15 protein-coding genes and 2 tRNA genes are annotated in these 18,283 nt (G+C 68.9%); 4 read left to right on the plus strand and 13 right to left on the minus strand.

Annotation, left to right across the window (positions count from 1 at the left end):
* Nucleotides 1-5: 5 nt before the first annotated feature.
* The 5 genes from mreC to ACH4SP_RS20490 form a co-directional block, all read right to left on the minus strand.
* Nucleotides 6-977, minus strand: a complete 972-nt coding sequence (mreC, locus tag ACH4SP_RS20470; RefSeq protein ID WP_398416854.1) for a rod shape-determining protein MreC — start codon at nt 975-977, stop codon at nt 6-8.
* A gap of 148 nt (nt 978-1,125) precedes the next feature.
* Nucleotides 1,126-2,145, minus strand: a complete 1,020-nt coding sequence (locus ACH4SP_RS20475; RefSeq protein ID WP_185026424.1) for a rod shape-determining protein — start codon at nt 2,143-2,145, stop codon at nt 1,126-1,128.
* A gap of 330 nt (nt 2,146-2,475) precedes the next feature.
* Nucleotides 2,476-2,889, minus strand: a complete 414-nt coding sequence (gene ndk, locus ACH4SP_RS20480; protein ID WP_398416857.1) for a nucleoside-diphosphate kinase — start codon at nt 2,887-2,889, stop codon at nt 2,476-2,478.
* 333 nt (nt 2,890-3,222) lie between these two features.
* Nucleotides 3,223-3,561 (minus strand): DUF4233 domain-containing protein, encoded by a 339-nt coding sequence (locus ACH4SP_RS20485; protein ID WP_398416859.1) that lies wholly within the window; start codon nt 3,559-3,561, stop codon nt 3,223-3,225.
* A gap of 6 nt (nt 3,562-3,567) precedes the next feature.
* Nucleotides 3,568-5,070, minus strand: a complete 1,503-nt coding sequence (locus tag ACH4SP_RS20490; RefSeq protein ID WP_398416861.1) for a bifunctional folylpolyglutamate synthase/dihydrofolate synthase — start codon at nt 5,068-5,070, stop codon at nt 3,568-3,570.
* A gap of 130 nt (nt 5,071-5,200) precedes the next feature.
* Between ACH4SP_RS20490 and ACH4SP_RS20495 the strand changes: the two genes are divergently transcribed.
* Entirely contained in the window at nt 5,201-6,262 is a 1,062-nt protein-coding gene (locus tag ACH4SP_RS20495) for a rod shape-determining protein (protein WP_398416863.1), read from the plus strand.
* 36 nt (nt 6,263-6,298) lie between these two features.
* Here the strand turns inward: ACH4SP_RS20495 and ACH4SP_RS20500 are convergent, their stop codons facing one another.
* Nucleotides 6,299-7,453, minus strand: coding sequence for a sensor histidine kinase (locus ACH4SP_RS20500; RefSeq protein WP_398416865.1), 1,155 nt, complete (start codon nt 7,451-7,453; stop codon nt 6,299-6,301).
* A gap of 230 nt (nt 7,454-7,683) precedes the next feature.
* The gene (locus tag ACH4SP_RS20505; protein ID WP_398416868.1) at nt 7,684-10,308 is read right to left on the minus strand and encodes a valine--tRNA ligase; all 2,625 of its coding nucleotides are present in this window, start codon (nt 10,306-10,308) and stop codon (nt 7,684-7,686) included.
* Nucleotides 10,309-10,445: 137 nt separating this feature from the next.
* On the opposite strand from ACH4SP_RS20505, the gene ACH4SP_RS20510 reads away from it, so the two are divergent.
* Nucleotides 10,446-11,405 carry a hypothetical protein gene (locus ACH4SP_RS20510; RefSeq protein ID WP_398416870.1) on the plus strand — a complete coding sequence of 320 codons (960 nt, stop codon included), beginning with the start codon at nt 10,446-10,448 and terminating at the stop codon, nt 11,403-11,405.
* Between the two features lie 65 nt (nt 11,406-11,470).
* On the opposite strand, the gene clpX is transcribed toward ACH4SP_RS20510, so the two are convergent.
* The 5 genes from clpX to ACH4SP_RS20535 all read right to left on the minus strand — a co-directional run bounded on the left by clpX (nt 11,471) and on the right by ACH4SP_RS20535 (nt 16,246).
* The gene (gene clpX, locus ACH4SP_RS20515) at nt 11,471-12,769 is read right to left on the minus strand and encodes an ATP-dependent Clp protease ATP-binding subunit ClpX (protein ID WP_398417205.1); all 1,299 of its coding nucleotides are present in this window, start codon (nt 12,767-12,769) and stop codon (nt 11,471-11,473) included.
* A gap of 198 nt (nt 12,770-12,967) precedes the next feature.
* Nucleotides 12,968-13,645: an ATP-dependent Clp protease proteolytic subunit gene (locus ACH4SP_RS20520; RefSeq protein WP_398416872.1), complete on the minus strand. Its 678-nt coding sequence runs from the start codon at nt 13,643-13,645 to the stop codon at nt 12,968-12,970.
* A 52-nt stretch (nt 13,646-13,697) separates the two neighbouring features.
* Complete coding sequence (locus tag ACH4SP_RS20525; protein WP_398417206.1) at nt 13,698-14,303, minus strand: ATP-dependent Clp protease proteolytic subunit; 606 nt, start codon at nt 14,301-14,303, stop codon at nt 13,698-13,700.
* Nucleotides 14,304-14,603: 300 nt separating this feature from the next.
* Nucleotides 14,604-15,998: a trigger factor gene (gene tig / locus ACH4SP_RS20530; RefSeq protein ID WP_398416874.1), complete on the minus strand. Its 1,395-nt coding sequence runs from the start codon at nt 15,996-15,998 to the stop codon at nt 14,604-14,606.
* Between the two features lie 171 nt (nt 15,999-16,169).
* Nucleotides 16,170-16,246: transfer RNA gene (locus tag ACH4SP_RS20535), tRNA-Pro, on the minus strand.
* A 144-nt stretch (nt 16,247-16,390) separates the two neighbouring features.
* Here ACH4SP_RS20535 and ACH4SP_RS20540 point away from each other — a divergent pair.
* Nucleotides 16,391-16,461: transfer RNA gene (locus ACH4SP_RS20540), tRNA-Gly, on the plus strand.
* Between the two features lie 115 nt (nt 16,462-16,576).
* On the opposite strand, the gene ACH4SP_RS20545 is transcribed toward ACH4SP_RS20540, so the two are convergent.
* Nucleotides 16,577-16,771: a hypothetical protein gene (locus ACH4SP_RS20545; protein ID WP_362410914.1), complete on the minus strand. Its 195-nt coding sequence runs from the start codon at nt 16,769-16,771 to the stop codon at nt 16,577-16,579.
* Nucleotides 16,772-17,076: 305 nt separating this feature from the next.
* Between ACH4SP_RS20545 and ACH4SP_RS20550 the strand changes: the two genes are divergently transcribed.
* Nucleotides 17,077-18,189: an acyltransferase family protein gene (locus tag ACH4SP_RS20550; protein ID WP_398416877.1), complete on the plus strand. Its 1,113-nt coding sequence runs from the start codon at nt 17,077-17,079 to the stop codon at nt 18,187-18,189.
* Nucleotides 18,190-18,283 lie beyond the last annotated feature (94 nt).

Consider the following 18,283-nt stretch of genomic DNA (forward strand, 5'->3'; position numbering starts at 1 on the left):
AGCTCCTACTGGTCGGCGGCGTTGCCGTTGACGTTGTTCGCCCCGTTGTCGGCGCCGTTGTTCTCGCCGTTCGGGGGCTTCGGTGTCACGGTGACGGTGACCGTCGGGGCGGGCTTGGGCTTGTTCGGCAGGACGGTGTCGCGGGGGTCGGTGCGCGGGGCCTGGACGACGACGCCGACGATGTCGAGCTTGGTGAAGCCGACGTACGGGCGGACGTAGACGGTCCGGGTGAGGTCGCCGCCGGACGGGTCGACGCGGACCACCTCGCCGACCGGGACGCCCGGTACGAAGGGCTTGGCGGCGCGCGAGCCGAAGGTCACCAGGCGGTCGCCGGGCTTGACCTTGGCCTTGCCGTTGAGGAACTGGACGCTGAGCGGGCGGTCGCCCTGGCCGGTCGCGAAGCCCAGCTCGTTGGTCTTCTCCATGCGCGTGCCGACGGTGAACTTGGGGTCGTTGGCGAGCAGTACGGTCGCGGTGCCGGGGCCGACGGTGGTGATGCGGCCGACGAGGCCGTCCCCGTTGATGACGGTCATGTCGCGCTTGATGCCGTCGTTGCTGCCGACGTCGAGGGTGACGGTCCAGGAGAAGCCCTGGGACGCTCCTATGGCGATGACTTCGGCGCCCTTGATGCCGTACTGTCCGGCGCCCGCCTTCTTCAGCATGCCGTCGAGCTCGCGCACCCGGCTCTGGTTGCGGTCGTCGCTGCCGAGCCGCAGTTTGAGTTCCTGGTTGTCCCGCTCCAGCGCCTTGAGCTGGTCGTGGCTGTCCCCGGATTCCCGTACCGCGCCGATCGCGTTGCCGATCGGGTCGACCGCGGTGGCGACGCCCTTCTCCACCGGTCCGAAGACGGCGGCCGCGGCCTGCCGTGCTCCGTCGACGGGTGACTGTTCGCCGCCGCGGATGTCGACCGTGATCAGCGCGAACGCTACGGCGATCAGCAGCACCAGGAGCAGCCGGCTCTCTCGTGTGTCCCTCACGTGCGGCGGCCGTGCCTTCCTCGTCGGAAAAATGCGTATGCGTGTATATCAACGATCCGCCGCACAGGACGGCAGGGTCCCGTACGGCGGATTTCTTCTGCAGTGCCCGGGGCCGGCAGGTGGCCCCGGGTACTGGTGGTGTGTCGTGCTATCTGCGCGGCTGGGCGTCCAGCACCTGCTGGAGTGCCTCGAACTCCTCCACGCACTTGCCGGATCCGAGTGCCACGGAGTCCAGCGGGTCCTCCGCGATGTGGATCGGCATGCCGGTCTCGCGGCGCAGCCGCTCGTCGAGGCCGCGCAGCAGGGCGCCGCCGCCGGTGAGGACGATGCCGCGGTCCATGACGTCGCCGGAGAGTTCCGGCGGGCACTTGTCGAGCGTCGTCTTGACGGCGTCGACGATCGCGTTGACGGGCTCCTCGATGGCCTTGCGGACCTCGGCGGCGGAGATCACGACGGTCTTCGGGAGGCCCGAGACGAGGTCGCGGCCGCGGATCTCGGTGTGCTCGTCCTTGTCGAGGTCGTACGCGGAACCGATGGTGATCTTGATCTGCTCGGCGGTGCGCTCACCGAGGAGGAGGCTGTACTCCTTCTTGATGTGCTGGATGATCGCGTTGTCCAGCTCGTCGCCCGCGACGCGGATCGACTGTGCCGTGACGATTCCTCCGAGCGAGATGACGGCGACCTCGGTGGTGCCGCCGCCGATGTCCACGACCATGTTGCCGGTGGCCTCGTGGACGGGCAGGCCGGAGCCGATGGCCGCGGCCATGGGCTCCTCGATGATGTGCACCTGACGGGCACCGGCCTGTGTGGACGCCTCGATCACGGCGCGGCGCTCGACCCCCGTGATGCCGGAGGGCACGCAGACGACGACGCGCGGGCGGGCCAGGTAGCGCCGCTTGTGGATCTTCAGGATGAAGTAGCGGAGCATCCGCTCCGTGATCTCGAAGTCGGCGATCACGCCGTCCTTCAGGGGCCGTACGGCAACGATGTTGCCCGGCGTACGGCCGATCATCTTCTTGGCTTCGGAGCCGACGGCCAGGATGCCGCCGGTGTTGGTGTTGATGGCGACGACCGAGGGCTCGTTGAGCACGATGCCCTTACCCCTGACGTACACCAGCGTGTTGGCGGTCCCGAGGTCGACAGCCATATCACGGCCGATGAACGACATTGGTTCCCTCTTCTTCCCCATGAGGATGCGTCGGGCCTTCCCGAGTGGAGCGTGCGATGGCTTGTATCGGTAGGCGAAGTGGGTGGTGCGCCGGATGCTGCGGGCGCGGTGACTTCCATCGTAGTGCTGCATGTGCGCTCACCGCGCGAGGGTCCTTCGCCATTGTGGGCGGAACACCTACCCGCCTCACCCATGGTGACGCTGTGTCGGGGGGATGCGTTCCCTTCGGCACGGTGCATATGCCGAGGGGCGACCGAATTACTTCGGTCGCCCCAGACATGCGGCGCTGTTCGGCTGACATTCCGTCGGCGTGCGCCGTGGCCGTTCGGGTCAGACGAGGCCCGGGAAGAACAGCTTGAGCTCGCGCGTCGCGGACTCCTCGGAGTCCGAGGCGTGGATCAGGTTCTCGCGGACGATGGTGCCGAAGTCGCCCCGAATGGACCCGGGAGCGGCGGCAATCGGGTCGGTCGGACCGGCCAACTGGCGTACGCCCTCGATGACGCGCTCGCCCTCGACGACGAGGGCGACGATCGGGCCGGACGACATGAAGGCGACGAGCGGCTCGTAGAAGGGCTTGCCCTTGTGCTCGCCGTAGTGCGCTTCGAGGGTGTCCTGGTCGAGGCTGCGCAGCTCCAGCGCGCTGATCGTCCAGCCTGCCTTCCGCTCGATGCGGCCGATGACCTCGCCGATGAGTCCGCGGCGGACGGCGTCGGGCTTGAGCAGGACGAGGGTGCGCTGGGTCACGGTGCGGGCTCCTTGGGTGTGCGGGTGGTGCGGGGTGCGCTACGGACGCGGTGGGTCGCAGATTACAGGGCCGTACGGGGGACCCGTTACGCAGCGTCAGGCGTGGGGGGTGGGGTGCGGAGGATTACGGAGGGAGCACGGTGCGGGCGCGACGTGGGTGCGGTGTGCCTGCGGCGCTGTGCCCCTCCCCGCCCTTCCACCGTTCCCCGGGCTCCGCCCGGACCCCGGGGTTGCCCGTCCGGGCGCGGTGCGATTCCTGCGGGTGCGTCGTGGCTGGTCGCGCCCACGCGGCGAAGCCGCATGTCCCATACGGCCCCGCGCCCCTTGAGGGCGCTATGCCTCCGCCTGCGCCGCCCACCTTGCCTTCGCCTCGTCGATCTTGCGGCCGTAGTGGATCGACGCCCACCACAGTCCTCCGAAGACCGCGCCCAGGAAGAACATCGACGGCACCCAGAAGCCGCTGACGATCAGTCCGGCCTGCAGGGCCCAGCCCAGCTGGAGCCCTCCCGGCCGCGTGATCATTCCGCACAGCAGCACGGACAGCAGCATCGCGATGCCGCACACGGTCCAGACCGTGGCCATCGACAGGTCGTCGGACTTCATCGCGACGAGCCCGGCGAAGCCGATCACGAAGAACTCGCCGATCAGCGTCGAAGCACAGAGCGTACGCACAGGAACTCAGCCCCTCCCCAGCAGCAGCCGGGCCTCTCCCACAGTGATCACCGATCCGGTGACCAGCACGCCGCCGCCGGAGAACTCGCCGTCCTCCTCGGCCAGCGTGATCGCCTCCTCGATGGCGTCGTCGAGCCGCGGCTCGACCTGGACGCGGTCGTCGCCGAACACCTCGACGGCGATCGCGGCGAGCTCGTCGACGTCCATGGAGCGCGGGGTCGAGTTCCGCGTCACGACCACTTCCGCGAAGATCGGCTCGAACGCTTCGAGCACGCCCCGTACGTCCTTGTCGCCGCTCGCGCCCACGACTCCGATCAGCCGGCTGAAGCTGAACGCCTCGCCGACCGCCTCGGCCGCCGCCCGTGCCCCCGCGGGGTTGTGCGCGGCGTCCAGGACGACGGTCGGGCTGCGCCGTACGACCTCCATCCGGCCGGGGGACGTCACCGAGGCGAACGCCTTGCGGATGGTGTCGATGTCCAGGGTGCGGGCGTGCTCCGCGCCGATGCCGAAGAAAGCCTCGACGGCGGCGAGCGCGACCGCCGCGTTGTGCGCCTGGTGGGCGCCGTGGAGCGGGAGGAAGATCTCCTCGTACTCCCCGCCGAGTCCGCGCAGGGTGACCAGCTGGCCGCCGACGGCGACCTCGCGGGCGACGACGCCGAACTCCATGCCCTCGCGGGCCACCGTCGCGTCGACGCCGACGGCCTTCTTGAGCATGACCTGTGCCGCGTCGACCGGCTGCTGGGCCAGGACGACGGTGGCGTCCTGCTTGATGATCCCGGACTTCTCGGTGGCGATCTCGCCGGGCGTCGTGCCGAGCCGGTCGGTGTGGTCGAGGGAGATGGGGGTGACGACGGCGACGGCCGCGTCGATGACGTTGGTGGCGTCCCAGGTGCCGCCCATGCCGACCTCGACGACCGCCACGTCCACGGGTGCGTCGGCGAAGGCCGCGTACGCCATGCCGGTCAGGATCTCGAAGAAGGAGAGCCGGTACTCCTGCGCGGCGTCGACCATCTCGACGTACGGCTTGATGTCCTCGTACGTCTCGACGAAGCGCTCGGCGCTGATCGGCAGGCCGTCCAGGCTGATGCGCTCGGTGATCGACTGCACGTGCGGGCTGGTGTAGCGGCCGGTGCGCAGCTCGAAGGCGCCGAAGAGGGCCTCGATCATGCGGGCCGTGCTGGTCTTGCCGTTGGTGCCGGTGATGTGGACGGCGGGGTACGCCTTCTGGGGCTCGCCCAGGACGTCCATCAGGGCGGCGATCCGGGTGACGGAGGGTTCGAGCTTGGTCTCGCCCCAGCGGCCCGCGAGCTCGGTCTCGACCGCGCGCAGTGCCTTGTCCACCTCCGGGTCCGCGGGTCGGGCGGGCAGGCCGTCGCCGGCCGGGGCGCCGCCCTGGGTGCGCAGGGTGCGGCTGCCGGCCTCGATGACGGCGAGGTCGGGATCGCGGCCGGTCTCGGCCTCCACGATCTCTTCGAAAGCATGGTCGTCGTTCGGGGGGAGGTCACTCACCCCGTCAGTCTACGGAGGAGGTACGACAACGGCGGACAGGACCTTCGACCGGTACCCGCGGGGACTTTTTATCCCTTCCATACCGAACGAGTGTGTGACCCTGGTAGATCACGATTCGGGAGGATATCGAGTGAGCGACGAGACGACGCAGCCCGCTGTACGCACGCGTGGTGGCCGTGGCAGCCGGGACATAGGCATCGACCTGGGTACGGCGAACACCCTGGTGTACATGCGGGGGCACGGCATCGTCCTCAACGAGCCCTCCGTGGTGGCGGTGAAGGCCGGTTCGACGACGGCGCTGGCCGTCGGCACCGAGGCGAAGGAGACGATCGGCCGCACCCCCGGCTCCATCACCGCGATCCGCCCCCTCAAGGACGGTGTGATCAGCGACTACGAGGCGGCCGAGGAGATGATCCGGCACTTCGTCCGCAAGGCCGTCCCGGGCCGCCGCCCGCGCACCCGCATGGTCGTGTGCGTGCCGAGCGGCGTGACGCCCGTGGAGCGGCGGGCCATCGTGCACGCCGCGGACCGGGCCGGTGCCCGCGCCGTGCACCTCATAGAGGAGCCGATGGCGGCGGCGATCGGCGCGGGTCTCCCGGTGTCGTCGGCGCGCGGTTCGATGGTGGTGGACATCGGCGGCGGTACGACGGAGGTCGCCGTGATCTCGCTGGGCGGCATCGTGACCGCCCGGTCGCTGCGGGTCGGCGGCGACCGGATGGACACCGCGATCACCGACTACGTGCGCAAGGAGCACCAGCTGCTCATCGGCGAGCGCACCGCCGAGGACATCAAGGTCGCGATCGGTTCGGCGGGGCAGGTGCCCGCGCGGCCGGAGCTGGAGCAGGAGACGTATCCGATCCGGGGCCGGCAGAAGGTCGGCGGTCTGCCGATGACCCTCGACCTCTCGGTGGCGGAGGTGCGGGCGGCGCTGCACGAGCCCGTGGAGGCGATCATCGCGGCGGTGCGCACCACCCTTGAGGAGTGCCCGCCGGAGCTGTCGGGCGACGTCATGGAGCACGGCATCGTGCTGACCGGCGGCGGCGCCCTGCTGCCGGGGCTCGATCTGCGGATCTCGGCGGCGACCGGCATTCCGGTCCACGTCGCGGACAATCCGCTGGACTGTGTGGCGCTGGGCTCCGGGAAGTGCGTGGAGGACTTCGACAACCTCCAGAAGCTGCTCAAGGCGAGCTAGCGCGGGGCTCCGGTCGGGGCGGGCCGGGCCTGAGCGCTAGACCCCGGCGGGCAGCACCGCGACCACCCGGTACTTCCCGTCGTGGTGGCCCGCCTCAAGGGTGCCGCCCATGGCCTGCACCCGCTCCTCCATCGAGAAGGTGCCGGTGCCCGCCGACACGGGCCGCTTGGCGGGCGCCGTGCTGGGCAGGTCGTTGCAGACCTCGATGCGCAGGTGCAGGCCGTCGAGCGCGATCCGTACCCGTACGGCCTCGTCCGGCGCGTGCTTGACGGCGTTCGTGAGGCACTCCTGGACGACCCGGTAGACGGCCGCCTGGCGCAGCGGCGACAGTGCGGCGGCGCGCCCGTCGATGTCGAGCACCACCGGGCTGCCGGCCTGCTCCCCCTCGACGGCGAGCACGGCCAGGGCTTCGATGCCGGGGGTGGCGTCCCGTTCCTGGGCGCGCTGCACGATGATCTCGTTGAGGATGCGGTGTGCCTTGCGGGCGGTCTCGGACAGCTCGTCGAAGTCCTTCTGGTGGGCCTCGCCCCGCGCCCGTACGGCCAGCACCTCGGCCCGTACGGCGAGCAGGGTCAGTTCCCGCCCCACGAAGTCGTGCACGTCGCGGGCGACCGACAGCCGTTCCTGCTGGACGGCCCGGAGCCCGGCCGCGTGCCCCTTCTGGATCTCCAGTTCGCGTACGAGGTCCTGGCGGTTGGCGGCGACGCCGACGCCTGCGGCGAGTACCCCGATGGGCACGATGAGGCTCAGGAACTCCATGAGCGTGTCGGCCTGCTTCTCGGGCCACTTCTGGAGCAGGTAGATCACGTACGCGAAGACCACGTAGCCCAGCGTCGCCAGGGTCGCGGCGGTCCGGCCCCGGTAGCGGCCGATCTTGTACAGGGCGAACTGCATCAGCGTGAGTTCGTGCAGCCAGCCGAGCAGGCCGAGCGCGACGACGTACGGGATCCAGGGCAGCCTGCGGCCCAGCAGCAGGGAGAGCGCGCCGAGGGCGAGGACGGCGGTGGCGGAGAGGCGGTTGAGGGAGTTGTCGGCCTCCGCCAGGCCGGGCACGTCCAGCAGCATCAGGCCGAAGCAGATCAGCGGAACCAGCAGGTCCAGGGTGCGCGGATGGACCCTGGCGCCGTCCAGCCGACGCCGGCCGGCCGCCCAGGCCCGGTGTACCGGCGAGGCGGCGGGCTTGTCGTGCATACGCTCCATAATGCAGGGACTTTCGCCCTGTTTCGACGGGCTTCCGTCCCGTTACGCGTGATTTGCGGCACGCGCCCGGGTACGACGACGCACACGCCCGGGGTACGACGACGCCCGCGTCCGTCGGACGACGACGCCCGCGCCGCGGGTGCGTCGGCGCGCCCGCCGGGCACACGCCGAGGGCCCCGCACCAGCTGTTCGGTGCGGGGCCCTCGCTGTCGTACGTGCGCCTACTGGGCGGGCAGCGCCTCGATCTGCGCGGTGATGCGCGCGATGTCGGCCTCGGCCTTGCTCAGCCGGCCGCGGATCTTGTCCACGACGTTGTCGGGGGCCTTGGCGAGGAACGCCTCGTTGCCGAGCTTGCCGTTCGCCTGGGCGACCTCCTTCTTGGCGGCCTCCAGGTCCTTGGTGAGGCGCTTGCGCTCGGCGGCGACGTCGATGGTGCCGGAGAGGTCGAGGGCGACCGTGGCACCGGCGACGGGCAGCGAGGCGGTGGCGTGGAAGCCCTCGCCGGCCGGCTGGAGCCGCAGCAGCTGCCGGATGGCGGCCTCATGAGGAGCGAGCGCCGTCCCGGTCAGGGTGAGCTCGGCCGGGACCTTCTGGCCGGGCTGCAGGCCCTGGTCGGAGCGGAACCGGCGGACCTCGGTGACGACCTGCTGGACGAGCTCGATCTCCTGCTCGGCGGCGGTGTCGCGGAAGCCGGAGTCCTTGGGCCAGTCGGCGACGACGAGGGACTCGCCGCCGGTGAGGTTGGTCCACAGCGTCTCCGTCAGGAACGGCATGACCGGGTGCAGCGTCCGCAGCATGACGTCCAGGACCTCGCCCAGGACGCGGGCCGACACCTTGGCCTGCTCACCGCCCGCGAAGAACGTCGTCTTCGACAGCTCGACGTACCAGTCGAAGACCTCGTCCCACGCGAAGTGGTAGAGGTTCTCGCTGAGCTTGGCGAACTGGAAGTCCTCATAGAGGGCGTCGACCTGGGCGACCGTCGTGTTGAGCCGCGAGAGGATCCAGCGGTCCGTCGTCGTCAGCTGCTCGACGGGCGGCAGCGGGCCCTCGACGGTCGCGCCGTTCATCATCGCGAAGCGCGTCGCGTTCCAGATCTTGTTGGCGAACTTGCCGGAGGCCTGGACCCAGTCCTCGCCGATCGGGACGTCCGCACCCGGGTTGGCGCCCTTGGCGAGGGTGAAGCGGACGGCGTCGGAGCCGTACGCGTCCATCCAGTCGATCGGGTCGACGGCGTTGGGGTTGGACTTCGACATCTTCTTGCCGAACTCGTCGCGGACGAGGCCGGTCAGCGCGACGGTCTTGAACGGAACCTCGCCGTCCATCGCGTACAGGCCGAACATCATCATCCTCACGACCCAGAAGAAGATGATGTCGTGTCCCGTGACCAGGACGTCGGTCGAGTAGAACTTCTCCAGGTCCGGGGTCTCCTCCGGCCACCCGAGGGTCGAGAACGGCCACAGGCCCGACGAGAACCAGGTGTCCAGGACGTCGGGGTCCTGGTGCCAGCCCTCACCGGTGGGCGCCTCCTCGTCGGGACCGACGCAGACGACCTGGCCCTCGGGCCCGTACCAGATCGGGATGCGGTGGCCCCACCAGAGCTGGCGGGAGATCGTCCAGTCGTTGAGGTTGTCGACCCAGTCGAAGTACCGCTTCTCCATCTCCTTGGGGTGGAGCTTGACGCTGTCGTCGCGGACCGCGTCACCGGCGGCCTTGGCGAGCGTCTCGACCTTGACCCACCACTGGAGGGACAGCCGGGGCTCGACGGTGGTCTTGCAGCGCGAGCAGTGGCCGACGGAGTGGACGTACGGGCGCTTCTCGGCGACGACGCGGCCCTGCTCGCGCATGGCCTCGACGATCGCGGACCGTGCCTCGAACCGGTCCAGGCCCTCGAACGGGCCGGGGACGGTGATGATGGCGCGCTCGTCCATGACCGTGATGGATTCGAGGCCGTGGCGCTGGCCGATCGCGAAGTCGTTCGGGTCGTGGGCCGGGGTCACCTTGACCGCGCCCGTGCCGAACTCGGGGTCGACGTGGGTGTCGCCGACGACCGGGATGGTGCGGTTGGTCAGCGGCAGCTTGATGCGCTTGCCGACGAGGTGGGCGTAGCGCTCGTCGTCGGGGTGGACGGCGATCGCGGTGTCACCGAGCATCGTCTCGACGCGGGTCGTCGCGACGACGAGCGTGTCGTCGCCCTCGCCGTACTTCAGCGAGACCAGCTCGCCGTTGTCGTCCTGGTAGTCGACCTCGATGTCCGAGATGGCCGTCAGACAGCGCGGGCACCAGTTGATGATGCGCTCGGCGCGGTAGATCAGCTCGTCGTCGTACAGCTTCTTGAAGATCGTCTGGACGGCGCGGGAGAGGCCCTCGTCCATCGTGAAGCGCTCGCGCGACCAGTCGAGACCGGCACCGAGGCGGCGGAGCTGGCCCAGGATGCGGCCGCCGTACTCCTCCTTCCACTGCCAGACGCGGCTGGTGAACTCCTCGCGGCCCAGGTCGTGGCGGGACTTGCCCTCCTCGGCGAGCTGCTGCTCGACCTTGTTCTGGGTGGCGATGCCGGCGTGGTCCATGCCGGGCAGCCAGAGGGTCTCGAAGCCCTGCATGCGCTTGCGGCGGGTCAGCGCGTCCATGAGCGTGACCTGGAAGGCGTGGCCCAGGTGGAGGGCGCCGGTGACGTTCGGCGGCGGGATGACGATGGTGAAGGGGGGCTTGTCGCTCTTGGCGTCGGCCGTGAAGTAACCGCGTTCTACCCAGCGCTCGTACAGCGGCCCCTCTACATCGGCCGGCGTGTAGGTCGTCGGCAGTTCGGGGGCGGGTGCGGGCTGCGGAGTCTGAGAGTTCTCGGTCACGCCGCCAGTTTAAGGGCCCTGGGGCACCGCTCCGAAACGCGTTTCTTTGGTAACAGTGCAGCCCCCGGAAGCCCACCCGTCGCACCCGTCCGCCAGGATGTTCGGGACGCATAAGCATCTGGAGGGGAACTCCGTACATGAGCTACAACCAGCCGGGTCCGTACGGCGGCCAGCAGCCGCAGCAGCCGAACCCGTACGGAGGCCAGCAGCCCGGCCCCTACGGTCAGCCGCAGCAGCCGCAGGGCCAGCCCGGTTACGGCTACCCCCAGCAGGCGCCGCCGCCGAGCTACGGCTACCCGCAGCAGGCTCCCCCGCAGCAGCAGCCGTACGGCCAGCAGCCGCAGCCTCCGTACGGCCAGCAGCCCCCGCAGGGCCCGTACGGCCAGCAGCCGTACCCGGGTGTCCCTGAGGCCCCGAAGAAAAAGAAGACCGGCCTGATCGTCACCCTCGCGGTGGTCGTCCTCGCGGCGGCGGGCGCGGGCGCGTACTTCGCGTTCTTCCAGGGCATCTCGGACGACGGCCCGCACAAGCTGGTCGCGTCGGACACGGTGTTCGGCGGCACGTACAAGAAGGTGCAGAAGGACGACGGAACGTCGAAGGACGACAAGTCCGTGGCGGAGTTCGCCGCGGCGGGCGTCGCCAACCCGCAGCTGGTGGGCATGACCTACTCGGACTTCGACATGTCCAAGCTGAACCCGACGGACCCCAGCTCGCTCGAGAAGGCGAAGACGGCGAAGTCGGTTTCCTTCAAAGGCGCCTACGGCAAGATCAGCGACCCCGCGAAGGCACTCGACAACTTCTTCGCCAAGCTGAAGGCCGATGCCGACAAGGACGCCGCCAAGAAGGACAGCCCCAAGCTCCTGGGCAGCCCCGAGAGCGTCAGCCCGAGCTCGCTCGACAACGCCCTCATGAAGTGCCAGTCCATCCAGGGCAAGCAGAAGCAGACCGGGGCGATCGTCACGAACCACATCTGTTTCTGGGCCGACTACAGCACGCTCGCCGGGGGCTCCGCCGGCGTGGGGCAGCAGCCGCTGAGCATGGAGGAGACCGCGGAGCAGGTCGCCAAGCTCCGCAACGAGGTCCGTGTCAAGAACTAGTTCCGTGTACGAGGAGGGCCCGGCCGGTAGCTACCGGCCGGGCCCTCCTCGTACGTCAGGAACCGCTACGCCGACTTCTCGTGCCGCCCGCCGTCGCCCTTCCCGATGATCCGCGGCTCGCGCGGCACCAGGGTCGGGTTGACGTTGGAGTGGACGACTTCCTCGGTGATGACGACCCGGGCGACGTCCTTGCGGGACGGCACCTCGTACATCACCGACTGGAGGACCTCCTCCATGATGGCCCGCAGGCCACGTGCGCCGGTGCCGCGCAGGATCGCCTGGTCGGCGATGGCCTCCAGCGCCGGGAGGTCGAAGTCCAGCTCCACGCCGTCGAGTTCGAAGAGGCGCTGGTACTGCTTGACCAGTGCGTTGCGCGGCTCGACGAGGATCTTGAGGAGCGCCTCGCGGTCCAGGTTGTGGACCGAGGTGATCACGGGGAGACGGCCGATGAATTCGGGGATCATCCCGAACTTCACCAGGTCCTCCGGCATGATCTCCGAGAACTGGTCGCTCGCCTGGATCTCGCGCTTGGAGCGGATCGTCGCGCCGAAGCCGATGCCCTTGGCGCCGGCCCGCGACTCGATGATCTTCTCCAGGCCGGAGAACGCGCCGCCCACGATGAACAGCACGTTCGTCGTGTCGATCTGGATGAACTCCTGGTGCGGGTGCTTGCGCCCGCCCTGCGGAGGCACCGAGGCGGTGGTGCCTTCGAGGATCTTGAGGAGTGCCTGCTGAACGCCTTCGCCGGAGACATCGCGGGTGATCGACGGGTTCTCGCTCTTGCGGGCGACCTTGTCGATCTCGTCGATGTAGATGATCCCGGTCTCGGCCTTCTTGACGTCGTAGTCGGCCGCCTGGATCAGCTTCAGGAGGATGTTCTCGACGTCCTCGCCGACGTAACCGGCCTCCGTGAGGGCCGTGGCGTCGGCGATGGCGAACGGCACGTTCAGCATGCGGGCCAGGGTCTGCGCGAGCAGTGTCTTGCCGGAGCCGGTCGGGCCGAGCAGCAGGATGTTGGACTTGGCGAGCTCGATCGCGTCCTCGCGGTTCGCACCGCCGCCGTTCTCACCGGCCTGGACGCGCTTGTAGTGGTTGTAGACCGCCACCGAGAGGGCCTTCTTCGCGGGCTCCTGCCCGACGACGTACCCCTCAAGGAACTCGTAGATCTCGCGAGGCTTGGGAAGCTCTTCCCAGCGGACCTCGCTCGTCTCGGCGAGCTCCTCCTCGATGATCTCGTTGCAGAGATCGATGCACTCGTCGCAGATGTACACACCGGGACCTGCGATGAGCTTCTTCACCTGCTTCTGGCTCTTTCCGCAGAACGAGCACTTCAGCAGGTCTCCGCCGTCACCGATGCGTGCCACGAGGTGAATCCCCTTCGCCTGGGAAGCCGCCTGGTACAGCGGCTCCTGGTGCCTCAATCTTCGACGGTACCTTGCCCGACCCCCCGTTCGGGCCCCCCTTGGCACGGTTCACGATGACATGCACCGTGCCAAGGGGTGGGCAGGACCCGTTACTTCACTCGGCCGGAGCTTCAGGCCCGGAGCTTCAGGCCCGGGGCTTCAGGCCGCGACCGCGGCCGTGGTCTTGCGGGTCGAGACGATCTGGTCGACCAGGCCGTACGCCAGGGCGTCGTCGGCCGTGAGGATCTTGTCGCGCTCGATGTCGTCGCGGATCTTCTCGATCGGCGTGGTGGAGTGCTTCGCGAGCAGCTCCTCCAGCTGGGTCCGCATGCGCAGGATCTCGTTGGCCGCGATCTCCAGGTCGGAGAGCTGCTCACGGCCGGTCTGCGAGGACGGCTGGTGGATCAGCACGCGGGCGTTCGGGAGCGCCATGCGCTTGCCCGGCGTACCGGCGGCGAGCAGGACGGCGGCGGCGGAGGCCGCCTGGCCCATGCAGACCGTCTGGATGTCGGGCTTCACGAACTGCATCGTGTCGTAGATCGCGGTGAGCGCCGTGAAGGAGCCACCGGGCGAGTTGATGTAGATCGAGATGTCGCGGTCGGGGTCCATCGACTCCAGGCACAGCAGCTGCGCCATGACGTCGTTGGCGGACGCGTCGTCGATCTGCACGCCGAGGAAGATCACGCGCTCTTCGAAGAGCTTGGCGTACGGGTCGTACTCGCGGACGCCCTGCGAGGTGCGCTCGACGAAGCGCGGGACGATGTAGCGGCTGTCCACCTGCGGGCCGGTGTAGAGGCCGCCGGGGGCGGAGAAGTTACTCATGTGGGTGTTCACCATCCTGGTGGCGTTCTGGGGTGGGCGGAGTTGCGGAGGGGGTCGGCCGCGGGGGTCAGGCCCCGGTGCCGCCGCCGCCCGGAACGCCCGAAGCGGCGGAGATGATCTCGTCGATGAGGCCGTACTCCTTGGCCTCCTCGGAGGTGTACCAGCGGTCGCGGTCGCCGTCGCGAATGATCGTCTCGACGGTCTGACCGGAGTGCCTGGCGGTGATCTGCGCCATGCGCTTCTTGGTACGCAGCAGGTACTCGGCCTGGATCTTGATGTCCGAGGCCGTGCCCCCGATGCCCGCGGAGCCCTGGTGCATCAGGATGTCCGTGTGCGGGAGCGCGAAGCGCTTGCCCGCGGTGCCGCCGGTCAGCAGGAACTGGCCCATGGAGGCCGCCATGCCCATACCGATCGTCACGACGTCGTTCGGGATGTACTGCATGGTGTCGTAGACCGCCATGCCGGCCGAGACCGAGCCACCGGGGCTGTTGATGTAGAGGTAGATGTCCTTCTCCGGCTCGGCGGCCAGGAGGAGGAGCTGCGCCGTGATCTTGTTGGCGATTTCGTCGTCGACCTGCTGGCCGAGGAAGATGATGCGCTCGCCAAGCAGTCGGCTGTAGACCTGGTCGCCGAGGCCTCCACCGAGGAACTGCTCGCCGGCGGCGTAGGGCATCAGATTCGTCACGTATTCCACCTGCTCGTCTCTGACGGCTCCGGCCGTCTCAGCGTCTTCGTACGGGGAGTCGGGTATCCCACCCAACCCGCCTACTCATGGACCCTAACGCGCAGGTAGGACAACGCCATCCCGCTACCGGAACTGTTCGCTGGGAGCGCAAGGTCGTGGGATCAGGTGTGCGGGCCTGTCGTACGGGGCGTGGGGGGCTGCCGGGCGGACGGCGACGGGCCCGGACGCAAGTGGTGCGTCCGGGCCCGTCGTCGTGACTCTGGGGCTGTGCTCAGGGGCTGTCGGGGCCTACTTGGCCTCGGCGGCGTCCTTCACGTCGGCCTCGCCCTCGGCGGCGGCGTCGGCGTCGACCGTCTCGGCGGTCTCGTCCTCGTCGTCGTCGAGCTCGACGAGCTCACCGTTCGTGTCCTTGACCGTGGCGGCCTCGACGACGACGGCGAGCGCCTTGCCGCGGGCGACCTCGCCGACGAGCATCGGCACCTGGCCGCCTTCGACGACGGCCTGGGCGAACTGGTCCGGGGACATGCCGGAGGACTGCGCGCGACGCATGAGGTGCTCGGTGAGCTCCTCCTGGTTCACGTTCAGCTTCTCCTTGTTGACCAGCTCGTCGAGGATGAACTGGGTCTTGATGCCCTTGATCGCCTGCTCGGCGGTCTCGGCGTCGAACTCTTCCTCGGTCTTGCCCTGGATCTCCAGGTACTTCGCGAGGTCGAGGCCCATCTGACCGAGCTGGTGGTGCTCCAGGTTGTGCTTGCGGGTCTTGACCTCGTCCGCGAGGAGGTTCTCGGGGATCGGGACCTCGACGAGCTCGATGAGCTTGTCGAGCACGCGCTCCTGGGCCTGGGTGGCCTGGTCGTACTGCTTCGTGCCCTCAAGGCGCTTGCGGCTGTCCGCCTTCAGCTCCTCCAGGGTGTCGAACTCGCTCGCCATCTGGGCGAACTCGTCGTCCAGCTCGGGGAGTTCACGGGCGGCGACGGCGGACACCTTCACGGTGACCTCCGCTTCCTTGCCCTCGGCGGAGCCGCCCTTGAGCTCGGAGGTGAAGGTGGCCTCGCCACCGGCCTCCAGGCCCTTGACTGCCTCGTCGATGCCTTCGAGGAGCTCGCCGGAGCCGATGGTGTACGAAACACCCTCGGCCACGCCGTCCTCCAGGACCTCGCCGTCGACCTTGGCCTCAAGGTCGATCGTGACGACGTCGCCGTCTGCGGCGGCGCGCTCCACCGGGTTGGTGGAGGCGAAGCGACCACGCAGGTCCTCGACAGCCTTCTCGACGTCCTCGTCGGAGACGGTGACGGCGTCGACCTCGACCTCGATGCCGGAGTAGTCCGGGATCTCGATCGTCGGGCGGATGTCGACCTCGGCGGTGAAGGACAGCAGTTCGCCGTCCTTCAGCTCCGTGATGTCCACCTCGGGCTGACCCAGCGGGTTCAGCTCACCCTCGTTGACGGCCTCGGTGTAGAACTTCGGGAGGGCGTCGTTGACGGCCTCCTCCAGAACAGCGCCACGGCCGAACCGCTGGTCGATGACTCGGTTCGGGATCTTCCCCTTGCGGAAGCCCTTCACCGTGACCTGCTGGTTGATCTTCTTGTACGCCGCGTCGAGGCTGTCCTTGAGCTCCTCGAAGGGCACCTCAATGCTGAGCCGAACCCGGGTCGGGTTCAGGGTCTCCACGGCGCTCTTCACGGTTCGGTCTCCTTGGTGGCTGACTTCTTGGGTTCTGCCGAACCGCTTCAGTGGGCGGTCCTGCTGATCGGGCCCGGTATCAGACACACGGGCACGCAGCTTGCATAGTAACGGCAAGCGGACGTGCTCCCACAATGCGATCTTGTGAGGGAACCTGAAGAAGGATTCTGCTGGTCGGGGTGGCCGGATTCGAACCGACGACCTTCCGCTCCCAAAGCGGACGCGCTACCAAGCTGCGCCACACCCCGTCGGTGCGACACGTAGGGTACATGCCCGCGGGCACTGCGTCGGCCGCTTTACCGGCTCGTGGATACGGGGTGTGCGCCGACGCTCCAGGACCCGCTACGATGCTCTCCGTACCGCGGTCGCTCCGGCGTCCCTGCGGTGCGTGTGCGGGCGTAGCTCAATGGTAGAGCCCTAGTCTTCCAAACTAGCTACGCGGGTTCGATTCCCGTCGCCCGCTCTGCAACGGCCTCCGGCCCGGTGAGTTCGCTCGCCGGGCCGGAGGTCTTTCAGGTGTTCCTCCGCTAGGCGTTCCTCCGCGCACTCCGGCTCCTGGTCCCCATCACGTACCGACCTCAGAACTTGATGTTGTTGAGGGTGCTGGCAAGGGAGTTGAGGAAACGCTGTATGTCGTCCGCCATGCCCGTGGAGGCAAGGAAGAACCCGAAGAGCACCGCGACGACAGCGGGTCCTGCCTTGAGCGAGCCTCCTCGTATCAACACCACGAGAACGACTGCCAACAACAGCACCACTGACAGTGAAATGGCCACAACTGATCACACCCTTGGTCGGTCCGCCTTGCCGGCCCGGGGACACACGGCCCAGTGCTTCCCCCGCCAGGCCATCGTGCCACCAACACCCCACCACTGACTGCCGGGTGACGCACTGTTGATGAGCCCCGATGGCCGGATCACGACGTGATCTTGGCCGTAGTGCACCTGCTCGTACGCCGCGGAGCCGCCGCCGGGTGCCTGTCGAAATCACCGCGGAACCGGTGCGCGGCCGTCGCGGCGGCGCGCGACGGCGGAACGGTGATGCGTGACGGATCGTTGTAGGCGCCACTAGGGTGCCTCAAATGCTCCAGTCTCCCCAGGCGCAACAGAGGGCCCCGCTGCCTCCGCTGACGGAACCGGTGCCGCCGCTGCGGCCCGCCCGTTCATCGGCGAAGGCTCCCGTGCCCGTACCGGGCGAAGGCAGACGGGACGCCTACTTCGACAATGCGAAGTACCTGGCGATCGTGCTGGTCGCGGTGGGCCACTCATGGCCGCTGGTGCTCTCCGGGAGCCGGGCGACCGAAGCGCTGTACATGCTCGTGTACGTCTTCCACATGCCGGCCTTCATCCTGATCTCCGGCTATTTCTCACGGTCCTTCGACATGCGTCCGCACAAGCTGATGCGGCTCGTGTCCAGCGTGGTGGTGCCGTACGTGGTCTTCCAGACGGTGTACGCGGGGTTCTTCGCGTACATGGAGGACGGGCCGATGACGCCGCATCTGCTGTCGCCGTACTTCCTGATGTGGTTCCTGCTCGCGCTGTTCGTGTGGCGGCTGCTGACCCCGCTGTTCATGGCGGTCCGGTGGCCGGTGCAGATCTCGCTGCTCGTCGCGGCGGCGGCGTCGGTGACGCCGGGCATGAGCGAGCAGTTGTCGGTGCAGCGGGTGCTGCAGTTCCTGCCGTTCTTCGTGCTGGGGCTGCGGCTGCGGCCGCAGCACTTCCGGCTGGTGCAGCGGTGGTCGGTGCGGTGGGCTGCGATCCCGGTGTTCGCGGCGTCGGCGGCTTTCCTGTACTGGGCGGCGCCGCGGACGCAGCTGGACTGGGTGTACCGCAATCACAGTGCGCAGGAGATGGACCAGCCGTGGTGGCTGGGGGTGCTGATGACGTTCGCGATGTTCGGTGCGGCGCTGGTGCTGACCGCCTGCTTCCTGGCGTGGGTGCCCCGGCGGCGGATGTGGTTCACGGCGCTGGGCGCGGGCACGATCGGCGGCTACCTGCTGCACGGCTTCGTGATCAAGTACGCGGGTTACGCGGGGTGGGTGGAGCGGCTCCACCTGGACACACCGCCGGGGCGGGTCGTGGTCACGCTGGCCGCGGTGGCCATGGTGACGGTGCTGTGCACGCCGCCGGTGCGGCGGGCGCTGCGGGCGGTGGCGGAGCCGGATCTGTCGTGGGCGTTCCGGAAGGGTTCGTAGGGGCGGGCGGGCATGCGGAGGGGCGGGGGCGGGGGGGGGGGGGGGCCCGCCCCCCCGGGGGGGGGGGTGGCCCCGGGGGGGGGGTGGCGGCGGG

This window comes from Streptomyces sp. NPDC021093 (genome assembly GCF_044333135.1).
Lineage (GTDB): Bacteria > Actinomycetota > Actinomycetes > Streptomycetales > Streptomycetaceae > Streptomyces.

Coding starts and splice junctions, on each gene's coding strand:
- ACH4SP_RS20550 (WP_398416877.1), top strand. CDS start 17,077: ATGCTCCAGTCTCCCCAGGCGCAACAGAGGGCCCCGCTGCCTCCGCTG.
- ACH4SP_RS20525 (WP_398417206.1), bottom strand. CDS start 14,303: ATGCCCTACGCCGCCGGCGAGCAGTTCCTCGGTGGAGGCCTCGGCGAC.
- ACH4SP_RS20520 (WP_398416872.1), bottom strand. CDS start 13,645: ATGGTGAACACCCACATGAGTAACTTCTCCGCCCCCGGCGGCCTCTAC.
- ACH4SP_RS20510 (WP_398416870.1), top strand. CDS start 10,446: ATGAGCTACAACCAGCCGGGTCCGTACGGCGGCCAGCAGCCGCAGCAG.
- ACH4SP_RS20475 (WP_185026424.1), bottom strand. CDS start 2,145: ATGTCGTTCATCGGCCGTGATATGGCTGTCGACCTCGGGACCGCCAAC.
- ACH4SP_RS20500 (WP_398416865.1), bottom strand. CDS start 7,453: ATGCACGACAAGCCCGCCGCCTCGCCGGTACACCGGGCCTGGGCGGCC.